Below are 19,442 nucleotides of genomic sequence, written 5' to 3'. Positions count from 1 at the left end.
CAGTTCCCTTACATTGGATCGCGTGGTGTCGAGCCGATGATGCTGATAGTGCTCATGTGCGTTCTCCTCGTTACCTTGGGCGATGCTCGCACTCTGATGGACAGTGCGCTGTATAATATGAATCACTGATCCAGATATATTTGGATCAGTGAACCGATTATCTGGTTCACTGATCCATTTGTCAAGGAAGCCCTGTGCGCGCTGACGCAAGAAAAAATTACACACACGTACTTGCCGTCGCGCGTGACATCATCGCCGAGAACGGTGTGAATGCGTCCATGCGCGATATTGCCAGGCGAGCCGGCGTCGGATTAGCCACGCTGCTTCGTCACTTCCCGACGCGAGAAGCCCTGTACGAAGCGTTGCTTTGCACTAATCTCGACGCACTGACGCAGAAGGCAGGCGAACTCGAAACGGCGAATTCACCTGATGAGGCGCTCGTGTCATGGGTTCGCGAATGGGTGGCATTCGCCCAAAGCTACAAGGGCGTTGTCTCGCTGATGGCCGCCGCCCACACGAACCCGGACTCCGCTCTTTATGCTTCATGCGCAGCGATCCACTCAGCGAGCGCGAAACTACTACTCCGTGCTCAGGCCAAAGGAACGGCGCGCGCCGATATGAATGGAGACGATCTGTTTGCCCTGATGTCGGCGCTCGGCTGGGCGGTCGACCAACCCTCATTCGCGCCGAGGGCCAATCATCTCTTTCACATTGTCGCGAGCGCCATCCTGACGAATCCGCCTGGCAAGGGCCCGCTTAGCTGCCATGGTCATTGACCACGGAGCAAGGGCTCGATCTGCGCGATGATCTGCTGAGGTCGACCCCGCTGGGCTGGGCAGGTTGGAGATGGCGAAGGTGCTTATCGCGCGTGGAGCTCTGGTCACCGAATCGGATGCCGAGCCTTGGGCTATGCCAATCGCCTGGGCCAGAAGAATGCATCATCGCCAAATTCTTTAGCTCCTGGAAACCAATTCATCTGCGGACCGCACGTAAGTTCCGCAGATATGCGGACGCACCAGCTATTTTGAAACGAAGACAAATCTCCGAGCATCCATTCAAACCGTCCTAAGCTGGAAACGCCCATCGACCTACAGTTGCCAGCTGAGGATCGAAACATCCTGATCGATGGACAGCGGTACTGATCCGTGCCGGGCGATTGACACATTTCCAAGAGCGCTGTTTCGCGTTCGCTCCCGAAGTTGATGCACGAAATCCGCCATCCTCTGGAAACAGTCACCTACCTGATCTCCATCTCGCAACGAAGAAGAGTATGCAAACGCACCGCTCTATCAAAATCGCGGTGCTCGAATTGCCAATGAACGAAACAAGGTCTCCGAGTGGGCATTCCCCTGCCGACACATCCATCCTGTAAAAATGGATAGGAGTCGCGGCGGCTTGGCTCCCGTCGACTTACCGATCAGGGACACGCCTGTTCTGTCTCAACGTAGTTGGCCGGCCCGAAAGGAGAAATAGCGATGGTCAGTGAAAAACGGCAGGTTCTCCTGGAAAAGGCTACTGCGCTCTTCTCCGAGCACGGCTTTCAAGCTGTCGGAGTGGACTGGATCATTCGCGACTCTGGTGTTGTGCGGATGACGCTCTATCGGCACTTTGCAGGGAAGGACGAACTCATTCGAGAAGTGCTGTTGCAACGCCACAGGCATATCTTCGAGAGCATCGAGCTAAAGATGCGCCACATCACAGATCCAAAAGCGCGGCTGAGATCGATTTTCACCTGGTATCAGTCATGGTTTTGTACGCCTGAGTTTGCGGGCTGCCTATTCGAACGAGCGCTCGCAGAATTCGGAACGAAGAGGCCTCTTATCTCGGATACAGCGGTCAATTTTAGGAATTCGATGACCGACCTTATGGTGGGCATATTGCAAGAGGCCGTACCGGCGTCTTCCGCAAAGCGTCTGGCTCATATATTCATGATGCTGCTCGACGGCGCGACCGTCGAAGCTCGAGCAACAAACAGTTCGAGCTCTGCAGCCGTTGCCTGGGCCTCTGCAGAAAAGCTTCTTGAATATGAAACCGGTATGGCTCCGTTGTTACGGGATTCGGGCCAGCCTCATCGGGCCAAAAAGAAAATGGCCCAGAAAACGCCTAAACGCAAAGCTTGAGGTTGATGAGGTCGTTGTGTGAAGTCCGAGCTTTGACGCGATGGAGAACGGTCGGTATCATTTTTAGGAATCGATCGATTCTTGTAGGTCTATCTTGCGTGCGCAGCCGGTATTAAAGCTAAGCGCTTCCCGATCCATACGGGCGTTCAACGGACGCTCCTCAAAACATGAAGTGGAGAGATTTTCGAATGCGCAAGAAAAATTACTGGGGATTCATTCTCCCTCTCATTGCGTGTGCAGCACAGCCTGTTCTGGCACAGGGATCGTGCGAAGCGAATTTTAAGGTAAGTGGCGACCCGAGGAACGGAGCCTCATATGTAACATTCGTGACTATTCCGAATCTGGATCCGCACAGTGCTCTTGGCCAGGTAGAAAAGATTGCGCTCGACAATAATCTCGCTCCGGGCGCTGAAAATTATGAGGGGGATGAGGGTACACTCACCGTCGTTCGCAAAGCCCAGGGCAGCCTCCTTCATGCAAGCAAAGGCTTTCCCATCTTGTTCAAGGCCAATAAAGCAGACAACCGCTTGATTATGGCGCTTCAGCTCAATCAGGGACAGACCAGCACCGCTGAGAACATGCAGAGCTTCATGTGCGGCATCCTGACGCATGTCACGATGGATAGCGCCGGTGCCGCCGCCGCTGCAGCCGCCCATGCCCAGACGCATAGCGATGAGATAACCAATATCACCGCTACCGAACTCGCACAGAAACTGACCAGACGCGCCTGGGGTCGTGCACTGAAGCCAGACGACATTGTGAATGAGTACATGGGGCGTGTCTACCGTATCGACGGCCAAGTCTCCATTACGATGACGCCTGCAGAGGCCATTTCCAGGGCCCAGAGTATCCAGAATGGTACGAACTCGATCGATATTATGTACAACTCCAAGGCCAAGACGGGCTTGTTGGGTTCACCCGCCGGGGCGCAAACGGCCTCAATCACCTGCCACTCCGATCCGAAGCAACTGAACCGTTTTCTCGCTCTGCGCAATGGAGATTACGCCACCCTTATCGGCAAGGTCGTACAGGTGGTCCCGAATCAATACGCCACAAACCTCTATCTTGAGTGCCATTTCGAAAAAGAGTAGCCAATCACAGGCGGCGAGGAGTTAATCCCTTGCCGCCTGTGATTCTTCCCTCGGAGAGTACTCAATGACGTTGCGCAGATTCATTCTTCCGCTAGTTCTATCGGCTTGCCCAGCCTTCTCTCAGACGGCCATCATGGGGCACCATCTCGGGGAGAGCATCCCGCAGTTCCTTGCTGAGGAGCCCGGGCTTCAAAGCAGGATCGAACCTTGCCGTGCGTCGGAACCGAAGCCGCTGACCCCAGAGCAAATTCGCGCTTTGTCGAAACAAGACGCCTATGCGGTTGGAGAACAAGTGTTCGCCACTGTCTTGAATTCTTCAGACACAAATTTCAGGGTCAAGCTAAAGCGACTTCCTAGCCGCGGCGAACTCGAAGATCTGGCAAAGCAGGGGATGCCTATCGTAAACGACAAGCGGATGCCAGACGTCATCGCCACATGCCACTCTCTGATAGCACTAAGCGGCTCACCGACTCCGACGGCTTTAATCGTTCGATCCCTTCCGAATACTCGTCCACATCCTGTTACGTGGCATTTCAAAGACAGCGTACTCTCTCAGATCGATATTGACTTCCACGGCGCCGCGTTCTCCGAAGTGGCGGGCGATATCTCGAGCAAACTCCAAACCAAACCCGATCAGAACAAAGAGATCGATACCCCGAATCTTTATGGTGCAACCCTTCATGTCTCCCGCAAAGCAACATGGCTGACGCAGGAGCTATACGCACTGCTTGAAGATGAAGAGGGACTCGCGGATGGGCAGTTGCACTTCTCCGTCATTACCCGCGCCGAATATGACGCTTGGACAAGGGCACACTCCAAGAAGAGCGCGCTCGACTAGCGCATAAAGAATGATCGAGTGAGCTATTGGCTATTGCGAAGGCTTGCCGGGTCTTTAGGGATTCTTTCCAGCACGGGCCACACTTCCATATCGAAAAATGTCGAAATGAAAGCACGAATACTGATTTACGTTCTTGCTCCATGTTGAGGCCTTGATCGGTCCCGGGAAACGCTCTTCTCGCCAGTGAGCTGTTTGCACCGTCTCAACACTGGGATTTCAGTTAGCGTCGAGGAGCGCAGGAATACTTATTGGTGAGGGGGCGATGCCATGTTTGACGTATTCGCCAGGGTTGGTCCCGACAACTCGCTTGAATGCCTTACTGAATGCAGCGTCGGACTCATAACCGACCGACCTAGCAACATCGATGAGCTTCTTGTCACGATGTTCGAGTAACTGCATGGCCTTCTGCATTCGCCATTGGGTTACATATTCCAGCGGTGTTTGTCCGAGTAGCTCTTTGAAACGTGCCGCGAATGCGGAGCGAGACATGCCCGCCGCCTCGGCCAGGGATTCGACTGTCCAGGGTGTACTCACTCTACCGTGAATGGCTCTTAGGGCAGTGCCCATTTGAGGATCGAAAACGGCACGAAGCCAGCCCTTATTGCGTTCCGGTTCCGACGCAATATGTGCCCGTAGTACATGGATAAACAGAATCTCGGCCAGCCGACTCGCGACGACTCCCGATCCCGGTGCCTGTTCTGCCATTTCTGATGCCAGCGCCTGCATTGTCATGTGAAGAGCAAGCGTGCGTGCCTGATCGGCCTTCATCAGAATGAAGCTCGGCAATAACTGGTTGATCGGCTTCAGGCTGACACGATCAAAACTGAAGGCCCCACAAACGATTGTGGTCGGTGCGCCACCACCTCCATAGTGAATGACATTGTTGTCACCTGCGCCCCCGATCTCGCGGAAACTTAGGCTGGGAGGTGTTCGCGGGCTATCGCGCAAAACGATCGAAGAGTCCCGGGCTAGCAAAAAGCAATCACCACCGGTGAGGGGAATTGGTTCTCGAGTCCCCTCCACAGTCAGCCAGCAGTTACCGCGCGACAGCATAGCGAAGTGCACCAAATCAGTGGGAAACATCTTCTTGCCGGCAGGCGTGACATCTTCTTCGGTCTGCTGTTCCTGTTTTATTCCCCACGGAGCTGTGGCTTCGAGCCGGTGCAGACCTACAGCGGTTACGTGCATCGTTCTGAAGATGTCTGTGATCGGGTCCAACTTAGCCCTCCATCTGCTTCGAAAGACATCGTGTTCTGTGAGAGCTGTATGAAACTGCACAGCTTTGCTTGGCGAACAAGCGCAGCATCATGGAGCGGAAGAGTCACAACTCCCACACTCTTTTGATTGAGCTGCACATCGCGGCTCAATCAAAAGATGCAACACCGCTCGGTTCAGCTCTCTTTCTGGACGAACAGACAAAAGATTTGGACTCCTGGGCAGTTCTCGTCCACCGCCAAAGCACTCTACTCAAGTGTACTGAACGCTGACATGAATTAAAGGAGTAGTTATGGGAAAGCTTGAAGGTAAGGTTGCAGTCATCACGGGCGGGTCCGACGGCATGGCGTTGGCGAGCGCCAAACTGTTTGTTGAAGAGGGTGCCTACGTTTTCATCACGGGCCGGAAGCAGGAGACGCTCGATAAAGCCGTCAGGCTGATTGGCCGCAACGTGACCGGCGTACAAGGTGACGCGGCCAATCTCGACGACCTTGATCGCCTGTTCGAGACGATCAAGCGGGAGAAAGGCAAGATCGACATCCTGTTCGCAAGCGCCGGCATAGGCGAGCCTGTCCCGCTGGGGCAGATCACCGAGGAGCACTTCGATAAGACCTTCGACCTGAACGTGCGCGGAACCCTCTTCACGGTGCAGAAAGCATTGCCGCTGTTCAACGATGGTGGATCGATCTTCATGACCGGGTCCAATGCCGCGGCGAAAGGTTTCCCTGGTTTCGGCGTGTATGCGGCAAGCAAGTTGGCGCTGCGCTCCTTTGCTCGCACTTGGCTCAACGAGCTCAAGGAGAGAAAGATCAGGGTGAACCTTCTGGTTCCCGGTGCTATTGCCACAACGATGCAGGAAGCAGTTCTCACCCCGGAAGCGAAGCAGTATTTCGAATCCCTGATCCCGCGGGGAACGATGGGGCAACCTGAGGAAGTCGCGACGGTCGCGTTGTTTCTTGCTTCGAGCGATTCAAGCTTCGTGAACGGGCAGGAGTTGTTTGTTGACGGTGGAATGACGGCGATTTAACGCCTCCAGACCTTGGTGAGTGGCTGACCTTCCGCCCCGCAAGATGTTTACCGCGGAACGTTTACGGAAGGTCGCCACTGAACGGAACTCAAGTTCCCGCGGTGGAAGGCCGTGGAGTCAATAGCAACATCAACCTGTATCGGAGAAGTATCATGAGCTACGCGATTGTAGGATTCGGAAAGATAGGCCAGGCCCTCGCCCGCGCCTTCGCCCGTAACAACATCGACGTGACCGTCGCGAGCCGCCGCTCGCCCGAGGAATTAGCACCACAGGCTCGGGCGATTGGACCCACGGTAGTCCCCAAATCGCTACGGGAAGCACTCAAGGCCGACACCATTTTCCTGGCGGTCCTGTTCGATCAACATCTCGACGTTGCCAAGGCCCTACCAAGTTGGAAAGGCAAGACGATCATCGACGTGACGAACGCGTATGGAGTTCCCCCTGAAGATTTGGATGGTCTCCCGTCCTCCGCCTTCGTCGCGAGAGCGTTCAACGGCGCCAGGCTCGTGAAAGGCTTCAATCACCTGGTTGCAGCCACCCTGGCTACTGATCCAGTCGTCGAGGGCGGCCACCGGGCCGTCTTTCTGTCGAGTGACGACGAGGACGCGATTGCTCCGGTGGCGGATTTGGCCAAACAACTCGGGTTCGCACCCGTCAAGCTCGGAAGGTTCAACGAGGGTGGCGCACTGGTGCACGCACGCGGTAAAACTTGGGGTCTGCTCATCTTCCAGGATTTGTTCAAGAAGCAGCAGTAATGATCTCCGACCGTGCGAACTGGTCCGAGTAGAAGGATTCCGAAACGTTCGACTCGATCGGACACGATCCGATGTCAGGGAAATGGAGAAACTTCAATGAGTATCGAAAAGAATGTGCAGGTTGTGAAAGATTTCTTTGCAGCAATAGGCAGCGGCGATAAGCAACGTGTGCTTACCTTGGTTGCCGAAGATATTGAGTGGATCATTCCAGGCGAGGACTGGCCGCTGGCCGGCACTCACCGCGGGCACACTGAATTAGAAGCCGTGCTCCAGAAGGCATCCAAAGAGATCGAAATGACCTATCCAAAGCCTCCTGAATTCGTGGCGCAGGAAGACCGGGTTCTGGTCATCGGCGTCGCTACGGGGAAAATCAAAGCCACGAATAAGCCGTTCAAGGACGACTGGGTCTTCGACATTACCGTTCGAGATGGCAAACTGACGAAGATCCGGGAGTACATCGACACGCAAGCCCTGGCGCGTGCCTCCGAGAAGCCGTGAGTCCCACGCCTGCCCCATCAACAAGGATCACGCAAGGAGCTGATTCTTAACGTGTACGAATGCGCTTCCGTTGATAGCGCTAAAAGCGGACTCCGGCTCCAAAGCTCAACCGAAAGTTGTTCTGGACATTATCTGCCCCATTGGGCAGCGTCGAATGCACCCAGCCGAGCTGTGGAGCCCTGAGATCAAAATGACGTCCCACATGGAAATCAATACCGCCATCCACCAGCATGGAAAAGCTGGTGGCACTGGAAGAAGATCCGGCGGTTGAGGGAAAGATGCTGTTCGAGCCATGGACGAAACCGAACAACGCCTCTCCAAACGGAGTAACCTTCGAGTGCGGATGCCAGCGATAGCGCGGGCCAAAGGTCAGGGCCAATGTCGTAAGAGACGGACCACTGGTCGCGATAGAGCCGGTGTGAGTCACGGATAGATCAGCGGCTGGACCAAAGCCCTTCCACAACTCGGTCCCATAGTTGACAGAGCCTCCCTGCTTCCAGAAGCTCTGTCCTGAGCTGGTGCGAAGCGAGCGCTCGGTTGTATATGTCGCAACAATGTCTGTCCGCAGCGGGCGAACGCCCTGCTGCTGTTGGGCAGGGAGCATTGCCGCATAGGTCAAGCCGATAAGCGTAAGAAGGGTGCGGGATTGTCTCATCACAGGCTTACTTTCAACTCCATCACTGCACCACCAGTACAACAGTCGAAGAATGTTGCAGGGTCGTTCCATTCGGACCGCTGGCTGTTCCATTGATGGTCACCGTATACGATTGCTGTTGCTGACCGAAGTAACCCGTTCCACTGCCGCATCCGGTCAACCCGCCAACCGCAGCGAGGCTCAGAGCAAGCACCAGCATCAGTAACCCTGGCTTCCACTTGCGTGCACCGCGGCGCAGACGCGAGGAGAACGGAAGGAAGAGCAGAGCAAGAACAGCCGCGCTGCCTCCCATTCCCTTCACCGGGTGTGCCATCGCCGTTGCCGCCACCGTCTGAACCGTCAAGGTGAAGCTGGCATTGCTGGAACCGAGCGTAATTGTGGACGGAGAGAAGGTAGCAGTCGCTCCCGGAGGCAGACCCGCGGCCGAGAGTGTGATCGGGAAGCTGAAGGTACCACTTACCGGTGCAGCGACAAGGTTGTAGGTTGCCGAACGCCCCGGAATCACTGTCTGCGTGGATCCCGTTGTCGAACTCAGCGAGAAGTTGAAATCGCTGATCTGCACCACAGCGGCTGACGAAGTGCTGGCATTGAAGTTCGTATCACCGCTATATACGACAGTCAGGTTATGCGCGCCCGCCGTCAGCGAGGATACTGCAACGGAGGCTCTGCCCGCGGTTAGGGCCTGCGCCGACCCCAGGATGTTGGAACCATCCATGAAGGTCACTGTTCCGGTCGGCTGCCCGGTCGTCGACGTTGCTACCGCAGCCTGCAAGGTAACCGGCGATCCCAACAGGGAGTTGCTGACACTGGAGGTCAACGCCGCCAGCGATACAGCCCTGGTGATAAGAACATTGCCGGTAATGGAAGATAGCGTATAGTTCGGGGCCGCACTTCCAGAAAGCGTACCCGTCACGGCATACGCTCCGGGAACGGAGGTCGCGGTGGCCGAGGTGCTGAACGCTACCTGGACGTTGCCGTTGTCCTGTGCAAGTACGCCGGACAGTGAGCCCGTAACCGCCGGAATCGTCTGACCATATTGCAAGACCAACGGAGTGATGGTCGCGGTGATGGCCAATGGATTGACAGTCACCACCATCACTCCACTGACCGCGGACGGATTGGAACCGTCGCCAGCAAAGGAAGCACTCAGGCTATGCGTGCCGGCATTCAGGGAGCCGAGATTCAGAATGGCGGTGTTGCTGGTCAAGGCAACCGTGGCAACCTGAGAGCCATAGTCATAGAAAATAATGCTCCCGGTTGCCTGGGTGGAACTGGACAGCGTAGCTGTCAAAGTGCCCTGGCCGTATGTCGTCGTTTGCGCAGAGGCTGTCAGCGCAAGAAGGCTTGTGCTCTGGTTGCCAAGTCCTGCGGTGGTTACGATATTCGAATTGGAAACCGCGCGGACAATATCGTTTCCTGTATCCGCAAAGGCAAAGGACACAAATGGACCAGTTGTCACACCCCGCGGCGTATCCAATGAAGCCGCGGTTGCGCTGCCATTGAGTTGATCATGACCCTGTTCGCCACTTCCGGCAACCGTTGAAATGACATTGGAACTATTCACCTGCCGGATGCGATTGTTGTTGCTATCCGCAACGTACAACGTTGTTCCGGCAGCGTTCACCGCGATTCCATGCGGAGAGGCGAGCGATCCAGACGTTGCTGCACTTCCATCCCCTGCAAAGCTAAAGGTTCCATCACCAACGATGGTTGTAATGATGCCGCCTGACACTTTACGGACGCGGTTGTTATGCGTATCGCTCAGATACAGGTTGCCCGCGCTGTCGATTGCAATTCCCTGCGGTGTATCCAGGGTCGCGCTGGTGGCTGAACCTCCATCCCCGGTGTAGCCCTGCTCCCCATTGCCTGCCACGGTCTGAATCACGCTGGACGAGGCAACGATTTCGCGTACGCGATTGTTGTTCGAGTCCGCAAAAAAGACATTCCCGTTGCTGTCGGCCGCGATGGCGGTAGGAAGATTGATGGTTGCCGAAGTTGCAGCGCCGCCATCCCCGGAGAACCCGGCAACGCCTGTGCCTGCAATAGTCGTAATGATGCCGCTCGTGCTCACCTTGCGAATGCGATGGTTACGCGTGTCGGCGATGTACAGGTTGCCAGATGTATCGATTGCGATACCTTGCGGCGAGTCCAGCGTAGCGCTGGTAGCCGCGCCCCCGTCGCCATCAAAGCCCTGCTCGCCGGTCCCGGCAATGGTCGTTATGATGCCGGCGGTATCGACCTTACGAATAATGTTGTTGTTCTGGTCCGCAATATAGAAATTGCCCGCTGCGTCATAGCAGAGTTGCGCCGGGGCATTCAGCGGAACAGTAACGGCCTGCTGGCCATTCACCAGTGCCACCTGCGGCGCACTCAGACTCACTCCCGTGCCAGACAGCACCTTCAGTTGCGCTGGAGTCTGCGCCGTTGCAACCGCAGAGGCCGCAATCCATGCAGTCGCACATGCCAGTTTCAGAATGTTCCAACGAGGAGTTCCCATCCTAGTTCTCTGCCTCAGTTTCTCTCTCCGTACTCTCATCCGCTCCATAACTCATATGGAGATACATCTCATCGGCGCCGGTCACGGAAAATCCCAGTCGGAGATACAGTGTTTCCGCTGGATTACCTTTCGCAACGCTCAATGTGTGCGAAACTCGGGCTTCCCCGCACTCCAGCTGAAGCTGCTGCAGAGAAGCGCGGCCAATCCCCTGCCGCTGATACTGCGGCAGCACAGCAATGTCTACCGTCCGGATCTCGCTTGCTCCACGATGGATCAGGTGACGCCCCACAGCCGTGCCATCTTCCAGACATAGCACCCTGTCCTCCAGCAGCGGATACATTGCCGCATAGCTGGCCTGGCGGGCACGGTACTGTATCGGCGCCAGCACCTCCCGCATCTGCGGTGGCATGGTCCTCAAAGCATCGTTCGTTGCGGTAAAGAGCTTCAACAAAAATACCTCGTCCTGCGGTACTGCCCTGCGAAATGCCGGCCGCGCTTCTATCGCTCGCACTGTATACACGACCGGCATTCTTACCTGTTAGCCCCTGGAGGGGAAGATCCCTACGAGAGCAATGATGAAGGTCACACACAGAAATGGCTGCATGACAGAGATGGGGATTGAACTACCCGCAATTCCGGATTGGAACGGTAATGCGGCTCCAGTCGCCGCATTCTTTGTGTATGACGAGATCGGATTTCCGCTGGCTGGGTCATTCGGCGTGGATTCAATTGCTCCAGTGGGATCCGAAAGGTCTGCCGGACCGCTATTAACGGGAATCGAAATAGCATGTGTGTGCATGGGAAGGTTATTCGCCAGCAGAGTTACCTTCTCGGAACCACTCACTTCTCCCAGAACATAGTTGGAGCCGGTGGTGGAAGTTCCCCAGTGCAATGGCAGACGGCCCTGAAGATTAGGCAGAGCGAAGGTCTGAACGCCGTCCCCACCATAGGTTGTTCCGAGGATAGCGAAAAGTGCGGAATTCTGACTGATGGATATCAACTGCCCGTTGCACAGGGCCCAGCCCGATGGAGCGAAGTTACCACCGAAGATTCTGATTTCGCCGAGATATTGATCTGACATGAGCGTGACTTCCTTCCTGAACTTCTAGAACTCTGCAATAAGCCTGGATGGATGCTACCGATACTTTTGCAACATGGTTCATGTTTACGGACGCGTCGGCCAGATGCCGAGGAGCGCAATGATGTAGTAGAGACCCTGCCCAGGGGACTGAATCGAAAAAGGCAAACCTGACCCCGTATTGGCGGTAACAACGGAGATTCCGGTAGTCGAGACCGAAGTGGACGTGGTAGCAGTCACAGATGGCGTACCCGTGTTTGCGCTGGCCATCGTTCCGCCTGCGGTGGAAGCATAGAGCGGAAGAGGGCCCGGATCGACACCGAGAGGGCTATTGGTGATAGCGTCTTCGATGGCCTGGGTGGTGCACAGCACGTTACCGTTCGGATCAGTAGAGGTGGCCGTAGTTGCACTGGCCGCACAGGGCACGGCAAAGGTATGGGTATGCGAGGGCATGCCAGCCAAGTGCGCATGGCCGGGATCGTTCACCATTGCGATATGGTTATGCGTCGGCATGTTGGAGAGCAGGAGCTGAGCCTGCTGGGCGCCATACTTGGTTCCCTGCACAACGGGAGCAAGAGGAGGGTTTGCGCCGATCCCGGCGCCGATGACCGAGCGTCCACGCAGGTCGGGAAGGCCGAAGGTGCTGGTACCATTTCCACCGTACATGGTGCCCAAGAGAGCAAACAGGGCCTGGTACTGCGAGACCTGCAAAAGCCGGCCGTCACATGGCGCCCAATCCGCGGGCGCGTAATCGAAGCCAACAGCACGAATTTCACCGATAAATGGATCTGCCATCGTTACATTTCTCCACAAGTTCCTGGAACGATATAGTTGCCGCCACCGTCCCGGTTTACGAGAAGGTGGCGGCGGTTGAAAGACTCTACTGGCAAGAGAATGCTGTGGTAAAGCTGGCGGCGGTTGCCGCTGACTCGTTCATCCACATCCCAGTTGCCGCACTCACAGTTCCACCGTCGATGGTGCAACTGTATCCGTTACCGCTACTGGTGGCGCAGGAGCTGGACGATGGCGTGCCGAAGGTATTGCCTCCGCTATACGTCGCCTGGAAGAGGTTCCAGGTGATTGCATTGCCGTACGAGAAGATGGTGACATAGGCGTGGCACGAGGCCGGAGCCAGGGTGGCCACAATGTAATAGTTCGCTGTAGACGAAGTGGTTGCAGCGCTCGACGTCAGAGAGAAGTTGGCCTGCGTTGAAGCAGCTCCATGACCAACAACGATCAGCGGAATGCTGGTCAGCGTTTGGCCGTCCCCAGCCGTTCCGGCCGGACCTGTCGCACCCGTTGCACCCGTCGGTCCTGTCGGCCCCTGTGGACCATTCGCGCCTTGAATTCCCTGCAGGCCTTGCGCACCCTGAGATGCAAGACGAGCCCAGAATGCAGTCGGCGTGTTGCCGGTGGGCAGTGGGTTATTGAGGTTGCTGTTCGCCAGAGAGATATAGCTGTTGAAGTAGTTGGAGTCCGAGACGACGTCACCCTTCGCATACGTGGTGGCGGTTGAGTAGACGCTCTGGTAGGCAACCGATCCGGCTGCTCCGGTAGCTCCCGTTGCACCGGTATTTCCGGTATCACCCGTCACACCCTGAATCCCCTGGACTCCTTGCGGGCCTAGAGGTCCAGTGGGGCCAATACCGCCTGTAGCACCGGTTGCCCCGGTCGAACCGGCGGGAACAAATAACTTCCAGTGGGTGGTATCGGTATCGGGCGAAGCTCCTGGCAGCGATGTTACCGGAGAGATGCAGATGTAGGTCGATCCATTGGTAAACGGATAGGTCGCAATGTCGTTGATGGCGTAGGTCTGCGTGTTGGACCAGGCCCCCTTGAAGCTGACGCCAGAGCCCGTTGCTCCCGTAGCACCGGTAGCCCCTGTTGCACCTGTGTCGCCCGTTGCGCCTGTTGCACCGGTTGAGCCGGTATTTCCGGTATAACCCGTCACACCCTGGATACCCTGAATCCCTTGCAGGCCCTGGAGACCAGTAGCTCCGGTAGCGCCCGTGACACCAGTTGCTCCCGTAGCGCCCTGCTGGGCCAGCAGCGCCCAGGTTCCGCCCGATCCTGCTACGTCGGTAGCGGGATTTACATTCAGGTTGTTGAAGAGTGCAATGTAGGAAGATCCGTTCAGATAGACAGCGTCACCCGCGGCATAAGCAGTCGAGGAAGACCATGTGCCTTTGAAGGAAACCGGAGCTCCCGTTGCGCCAGTGGCACCCGTAGCCCCCGTAGCACCCGTAGCACCTGTGGCTCCGGTTGGCCCCGTATCACCTGTGACGCCCTGAACACCTTGAATACCCTGCGGACCCTGGGGACCGGTGGCCCCTGTGACGCCTTGAATGCCCTGGATACCCTGCAGACCTTGTGCACCAGTGGCTCCCGTCGCACCCGTGGATCCTTGCTGGGCAAGAAGTGCCCATACCGTGCTATCCGATCCGGGAGTGACGTTGAAATTGCCCGTGAGCGAAATCCAGGAACTACCGTTGAGGGACACTCCATCGCCGACGGAATAGGCAACTGAGCTGGACCATGGTCCCTGGAATGTAAGACCAGTGGCTCCCGTAGCGCCGGTCGCACCTGTGGCTCCAGTTGCTCCTGTAGCGCCGGTTGCTCCCGTCACGCCAGTTACACCCTGAATGCCCTGGACGCCCGCAGCTCCGGTGGCACCGGTAGCTCCGGTTACACCCTGAATGCCCTGGATGCCTTGAACACCCTGGATGCCCTGCGCTCCGGTAGCCCCCGTAGCTCCAGTGGCACCCATCGAAGTCACCACAACATCCAGCGAGCCCGGATGAGAGGTCTGATCATTTTCCTTCGAGTCCAGCAAAACATTGGCCGCGTTCGTCGTCAGCGCGATGCCAAAATTCGTACCTGGATTTGCCAGCCACGACTGCACCTGGCTGGTGACATCAATCACCACATACTGGCCCGGAGTCGTCGCTGTGACGCTGGTAAACGCCGTCCCGATGGAAGGCGAACTTGCGCTGGTCACCGCATACTCATTCCACGCAGCATTCACCGGAGCCACGCTGATCAGTCCCGGCGTATTAACACGGTTTACATAAAAGCTAACCGTCGCCCTGGCAATCTGACTGGCCGTCGTCCCCACAGGAAGACCGGAAAGGCTAAATTGCACCAACGTCGACTGGTTGCTTGAAACGTACAGATTGGAAAGCGAACCATAGTTGAGCGTGGGGTGATTGCTATTGAGGGTGGTATCACCCGATACAGTCAATTGGCCGTATGCGGCGGTGGCACAAGCGAACCCAACTATGCCCGCGAGCAGGCGAAGAAAGCCAGAACGTTTCAAGACACACTCTCCTTCTCAGCAGTTACAGACGCAGGTCTGTCCCGTCGAGAATCAATGCAGATTACAGCTCAGCTCATGCACCGAGCCAAAGAAATGCCATGACTGCTATGGCTAAAGTTTTAGGTACGGATGAGACCGTATCTGGCTTTTGAAAAGTTGTCAAAAGATTTTTTTTGCATCTCTCTCACGACCGTTCGCCAGATCCTGCTGCGTCTTGATCACGTCAACTTACTTTCCTTGCATCGCAAATACAGAATATGGGGGGAAACTCGTATTCTTGAAACCCATCCATGCCGCGACCTTATGTACTTATATCCCAGAAAAATCTCTGCAAAATTATGAGGTCACTCGATGCTGAACTTTCCTGAAAGCACCTGCGGCGGAAGATGGGTAGCAAAGCATCTGCGCCCATACTTCCGCCGCAGGTGTTTCAGAGCCGAGCTATTCGCTAAGCTTTCTTCGCATTCGCAAACATCGCTTCAATCTCTTCCAGGGTCCTTCCCTTCGTTTCCGGCAGGAAGAAGGTCGCTGTCAGGAAGTAAACAAGGCTGCAGCCGGCCCAGAAGAAGAACATTGCCGAGTAGCCGTGCGAGGATACAACCGGTAGAAAGACGCCAGCGATCAGCGTGGAGACACCCTGGTTGATCAGCAGAGCAATACCCATGCCTGCGGAGCGTATGCGGGTAGGCATCAGCTCAGACAGCGCCAGCCACACCACAACACCCGGGCCGACCGAGTAACCGGCGATGAACAGAGCCAGGCTCAACGCGATCAGCCATGCCGTCTGCCGCGACGGCAGAGGAGCGACAAAAGCACGATGAATCTGCAGCGCCGCCGTGGGAGCCGTCGGTTCCGGAGCAAGTATCAGAGGCTCTTTTTCAGCCGAGCTCAGCGTCGCAATCCGGTCGCCATCCCCGTAGCCATAAAGAACCGTCAGGGTAGTATCACCACTATCGCGGCGAACAAACTCCGGCGAGACGGTCAGGCGATTGCCCTGCACCATCGTCCGCATCTGATCGGCTACTTCCACTTTTTTCGCTTCAGAGATGCGGAAGAGCGTTCCTCCAAAGAGGAGCGACAGAACAATGCCGCCTGTTCCCAGCATGAGCAGGAACTTGCGCCCCTTGCGGTCAACCAGGGCCACAGCAACGACTGTCATCACGCAGTTGAGAATCTTCACCACAAGATCGCCGCGCGTGGCTTCCAGCGCGGACATGCCGCCCTGCTTGAGGATGATGGAAAGGTAACCAAGAATCGAGTTGATGCCTGTGCCCTGGTTGCAGCCCAGAATCACGCAGGCCAGAACAAACGGCACAATGTGCTTGCGCTGCAGAAGCGATCCCGCGGCGGACTGTGAGGAGGAAGAGGACTTCGGCTCCACAGAGTCCATTTCACGCAGTTCACGGGCAGCTTCTTCCGGGGAAACAATCTGCTGCAGTACGGCCAGCGCATTTTCCTTGCGGCCCATGCGATGCAGCCAGCGCGGAGATTCGCTGACGAAAAAAGTCCCCAGCAGAAACAACGATCCGGGATAAATGACAGACAGGAACATGCCGCGCCATGCGTGATCCTGAGCCGCGCGAATCAGCGTGGCGTTGCCATTGGCGGCTGCAATCGCCTGCTCGGCTCCACGGCTGTAATAGACGCCGATTCCAGCCGCAGCCACAATCCCGACGGTGAGCATGAACTGGAAGATGGCCGAACCGCGGCCACGTGTTGAAGCCGGAAGACTCTCCGCCAGGTGCAGAGGAACAACCACGGCAATCACACCGCCACTCAGCCCCTGCAGAATGCGGCCGGCAAGCAAGGACCAGAATCCTTGCGACAGTACGATCAGCACAACGCTCAAGACAAACAACAGGCCGCTGACAACCATCATCTTCTTGCGTCCGCACCAGTCAGCCAGCACGCCGGCAATCAGCGAAGAGAGCATGCTGCCGCCCAGCACGGCAGCCACCAGAATCGAGGTCTGGCTCACGGTCAGATCAACGGTCTTGCCCAGGTACAACAGAGCTCCCGAAATAATGCCGACGTCGATGCCATATAGAAGGCCGCCAAGGCCGGCTACCGATAGCAGAAGATAGGTGTAAAACGCGGTCGAGGAACCAAAGCGACTCATGCACACTCCGGGCGGTGGGGTAAAAATGTACGTTCTAACCCCAAATGATCAAGTGGATAGCTCTAGGCCAGTGTATGGCAGAAGGCCGGATGGCAAGCTCAGGAAATCCAGCATCTTGTCACTGTATCCAAAGATTGCGTTTTGTTGCTTAATATTTCGTTTAGTAGTGCTATGATCCTTCTGGTAGACAGCCCTATACGGCTGCAGGCAGGGCACGTACCCTTCTGGAGGATTCGGTTTTACATGCAGCACGACATTCAAACACTCACTGAGATCTATGGCCAGCCGACGGCTTGGCGCAACAGCCTGCAGATGCTGGCCAGCACGGATTTGCATGCCCTGGTCGCGGGTCATCCTCCCACCAGCCAAGAGTGGGTCTTTGTCGGCTGCGGCACCAGTTTTTATCTGGCGCAGGCGGCTGCTGCCAGCCTGACCTCTCTGCTTGGGGTTCCGGCGCGTGCGGTTCCCGCCTCGGAGATTCTGCTCTTCCCGGCGCTTACTCTGCCCCAGGGTGCCTCCCGTTATTTCCCAGTGCTGATCTCGCGCTCCGGCCACACCTCTGAGGTATTGCAGGTGGCCTCACTACTGCAAAGCAAGGGTGTGGAGTTTCTGGCCGTTACCTGTGACGGACGCGAGCTGGCGGAGATGACACCACGCGTCTTGAAGCTGCCGGTCGTAGAAGAGAGCACGGTGATGACCTCGTCGTTTACTTCGATGGTGCTGGGACTGCAGTATCTGGCAGCCGTGCTGGCCAAAGATGACGCGTTCCTGTTTGCCCTGGGCACACTGCCCGGCCACCTGGAGCGTCTGCTGAAGACCTACGGTCCGCAGGTTGAATCCTTTGCCAGGCAGCCGGTGGAAGACTTTGCTTTCCTTGGACAGGGCGCGCTCTATGCCATTGCGCAGGAGACCGCTCTAAAGGTCATGGAGTCCTCTTCCAGCTACGCGCAGTTCTTCCATGCGCTTGAGTTCCGGCATGGCCCCAAGTCAGTGGTTGGCCCGGAGACAGTCGTTGGTTCGCTGCTCTCTGAGTCTGCCTTCGAAGCGGAAGCTGCGGTTCTGAAAGAAATGAAGGAGCTTGGCAGCCGCACGCTTGCCATTACCAACCTGGCGACGGCCGAACTGCGCAAGTCAGCCGACCTGCTGATTGAACTGGATCTTCCCGTCCCGGAACTGGCACGCTTGATCGTCTACGTGGTGTGGGGTCAACTGCTGGGCAGCTATCGCGGCCTTGAGAAGGGCCTGAACCCGGACAATCCACGCAACCTGAGCCGCGTCGTTACGATCTGAAGATGGCCGCTTTTGATCTTGTCGTTCTGGGTGAGACGAATCTCGACCTGATCCTCTATGGGCTTGAGGAAGATCTGCCGGTGGAGCGCGAAGTGCTTGCGAGCGACTTCCGTATGACTCTCGGTGGATCTTCCTCGATCCTGGCCCATAACCTTGCGGTGCTTGGCTGCGATGTCGGCTTTCTCACCAGGGTTGGCGGCGATCCTCTTGGAGCCATTGCCCTGGACCGGCTGCGGGAAGCCGGCGTTCACTTCCCTGCCAGTGTTGTCGATGCGTCTTCCAAAACAGGCGTCACAATCCTGCTGCATCACGGCGCCACACGCCATATTCTTACGTATCCCGGCGTCATGGCCGACCTTACCGTCGCCGAGGTGGACCGCAGCTATCTTGCGCGGACGAAGCACCTGCACATCTCCTCACTGTTTTTACAAAAGGGATTGCACGAGGGGCTTCCGGAGCTTTGCCGTGAGCTGCGGGCTACAGGGACCACGGTATCCCTTGATACGAACGATGATCCTGAGAATCGCTGGGGCGGCATCCTGGATCGCATGCTGGACACCATCGACCTGCTGCTGCCAAACGATGATGAAGCGCGCAGAATGACCGGCTGCGATGATCTGGAGGAAGCCATTCACCAGCTGGCACAGCGTGTTCCCGTTGTTGCGGTTAAGCACGGGAAGGCCGGCTCTATCGTCCGCAGAGGGGAACAGCAGTGGAAGGTTCCCGCGGTTGCCGCGACACCGGTCGACACTATTGGCGCGGGGGACAGCTTCAATGCCGGCTTCCTGAAGGGATATCTTGCCCACAAGCCACTTGCAGTATGCGCGGCCATGGGGAACGCATCTGCGGCGCTCTCGACACAGCGTCCGGGGGGCACGGAAGCCTTCCGGGATGCAGACTTGCGTACACACTTTCTTGCGCAGCACATGCCCGCCGAGTAACA

17 protein-coding genes are annotated in these 19,442 nt (G+C 56.7%); 9 read left to right on the top strand and 8 right to left on the bottom strand.

Annotation, left to right across the window (positions count from 1 at the left end):
* Positions 1–194 precede the first annotated feature (194 nt).
* The 4 genes from OHL13_RS02840 (at position 195) to OHL13_RS02825 (ending at position 4,049) form a co-directional block, all read left to right on the top strand.
* Positions 195–776, top strand: coding sequence for a TetR/AcrR family transcriptional regulator (locus tag OHL13_RS02840; protein WP_263408599.1), 582 nt, complete (start codon positions 195–197; stop codon positions 774–776).
* A 699-nt stretch (positions 777–1,475) separates the two neighbouring features.
* Positions 1,476–2,120: a TetR/AcrR family transcriptional regulator gene (locus tag OHL13_RS02835; protein ID WP_263408598.1), complete on the top strand. Its 645-nt coding sequence runs from the start codon at positions 1,476–1,478 to the stop codon at positions 2,118–2,120.
* A gap of 188 nt (positions 2,121–2,308) precedes the next feature.
* Positions 2,309–3,211 (top strand): hypothetical protein, encoded by a 903-nt coding sequence (locus OHL13_RS02830; protein WP_263408597.1) that lies wholly within the window; start codon positions 2,309–2,311, stop codon positions 3,209–3,211.
* A 64-nt stretch (positions 3,212–3,275) separates the two neighbouring features.
* A complete protein-coding gene (locus OHL13_RS02825; protein ID WP_263408596.1) occupies positions 3,276–4,049 on the top strand; it encodes a hypothetical protein in 774 nt (257 codons plus the stop codon).
* A gap of 216 nt (positions 4,050–4,265) precedes the next feature.
* Here the strand turns inward: OHL13_RS02825 and OHL13_RS02820 are convergent, their stop codons facing one another.
* Positions 4,266–5,267, bottom strand: a complete 1,002-nt coding sequence (locus OHL13_RS02820) for an AraC family transcriptional regulator (RefSeq protein WP_263408595.1) — start codon at positions 5,265–5,267, stop codon at positions 4,266–4,268.
* A gap of 289 nt (positions 5,268–5,556) precedes the next feature.
* On the opposite strand from OHL13_RS02820, the gene OHL13_RS02815 reads away from it, so the two are divergent.
* The 3 genes from OHL13_RS02815 to OHL13_RS02805 all read left to right on the top strand — a co-directional run bounded on the left by OHL13_RS02815 (position 5,557) and on the right by OHL13_RS02805 (position 7,544).
* Positions 5,557–6,291, top strand: a complete 735-nt coding sequence (locus OHL13_RS02815; protein WP_263408594.1) for an SDR family NAD(P)-dependent oxidoreductase — start codon at positions 5,557–5,559, stop codon at positions 6,289–6,291.
* A 152-nt stretch (positions 6,292–6,443) separates the two neighbouring features.
* Complete coding sequence (locus tag OHL13_RS02810; RefSeq protein ID WP_263408593.1) at positions 6,444–7,046, top strand: NADPH-dependent F420 reductase; 603 nt, start codon at positions 6,444–6,446, stop codon at positions 7,044–7,046.
* 96 nt (positions 7,047–7,142) lie between these two features.
* A complete protein-coding gene (locus OHL13_RS02805) occupies positions 7,143–7,544 on the top strand; it encodes a nuclear transport factor 2 family protein (protein ID WP_263408592.1) in 402 nt (133 codons plus the stop codon).
* A gap of 79 nt (positions 7,545–7,623) precedes the next feature.
* Here the strand turns inward: OHL13_RS02805 and OHL13_RS02800 are convergent, their stop codons facing one another.
* From OHL13_RS02800 to OHL13_RS02770, 7 genes are all read right to left on the bottom strand, one after another.
* Positions 7,624–8,199: an outer membrane beta-barrel protein gene (locus OHL13_RS02800; RefSeq protein WP_263408591.1), complete on the bottom strand. Its 576-nt coding sequence runs from the start codon at positions 8,197–8,199 to the stop codon at positions 7,624–7,626.
* 22 nt (positions 8,200–8,221) lie between these two features.
* Positions 8,222–10,696 (bottom strand): NHL domain-containing protein, encoded by a 2,475-nt coding sequence (locus OHL13_RS02795; protein ID WP_263408590.1) that lies wholly within the window; start codon positions 10,694–10,696, stop codon positions 8,222–8,224.
* Between the two features lies 1 nt (position 10,697).
* Entirely contained in the window at positions 10,698–11,147 is a 450-nt protein-coding gene (locus OHL13_RS02790; protein WP_263408589.1) for a GNAT family N-acetyltransferase, read from the bottom strand.
* A gap of 87 nt (positions 11,148–11,234) precedes the next feature.
* Positions 11,235–11,777, bottom strand: coding sequence for a phage tail protein (locus OHL13_RS02785; protein ID WP_263408588.1), 543 nt, complete (start codon positions 11,775–11,777; stop codon positions 11,235–11,237).
* A gap of 84 nt (positions 11,778–11,861) precedes the next feature.
* Positions 11,862–12,569: a phage tail protein gene (locus tag OHL13_RS02780; protein WP_263408587.1), complete on the bottom strand. Its 708-nt coding sequence runs from the start codon at positions 12,567–12,569 to the stop codon at positions 11,862–11,864.
* Positions 12,570–12,654: 85 nt separating this feature from the next.
* Entirely contained in the window at positions 12,655–15,090 is a 2,436-nt protein-coding gene (locus OHL13_RS02775) for a DNRLRE domain-containing protein (protein WP_263408586.1), read from the bottom strand.
* 448 nt (positions 15,091–15,538) lie between these two features.
* Positions 15,539–17,209 carry a sugar porter family MFS transporter gene (locus OHL13_RS02770; RefSeq protein ID WP_263408585.1) on the bottom strand — a complete coding sequence of 557 codons (1,671 nt, stop codon included), beginning with the start codon at positions 17,207–17,209 and terminating at the stop codon, positions 15,539–15,541.
* A 243-nt stretch (positions 17,210–17,452) separates the two neighbouring features.
* On the opposite strand from OHL13_RS02770, the gene OHL13_RS02765 reads away from it, so the two are divergent.
* Together OHL13_RS02765 and OHL13_RS02760 are read left to right on the top strand one after the other, a co-directional pair.
* Entirely contained in the window at positions 17,453–18,499 is a 1,047-nt protein-coding gene (locus tag OHL13_RS02765) for an SIS domain-containing protein (RefSeq protein WP_263408584.1), read from the top strand.
* 2 nt (positions 18,500–18,501) lie between these two features.
* Complete coding sequence (locus OHL13_RS02760; protein WP_263408583.1) at positions 18,502–19,440, top strand: carbohydrate kinase family protein; 939 nt, start codon at positions 18,502–18,504, stop codon at positions 19,438–19,440.
* Positions 19,441–19,442 lie beyond the last annotated feature (2 nt).

This window comes from Terriglobus tenax (genome assembly GCF_025685395.1).
Taxonomy (GTDB): Bacteria; Acidobacteriota; Terriglobia; order Terriglobales; family Acidobacteriaceae; genus Terriglobus; species Terriglobus tenax.
The sequence above is the reverse complement of the archived record's forward strand: the minus strand, read 5'-3'. Positions and strand labels throughout refer to the sequence as shown.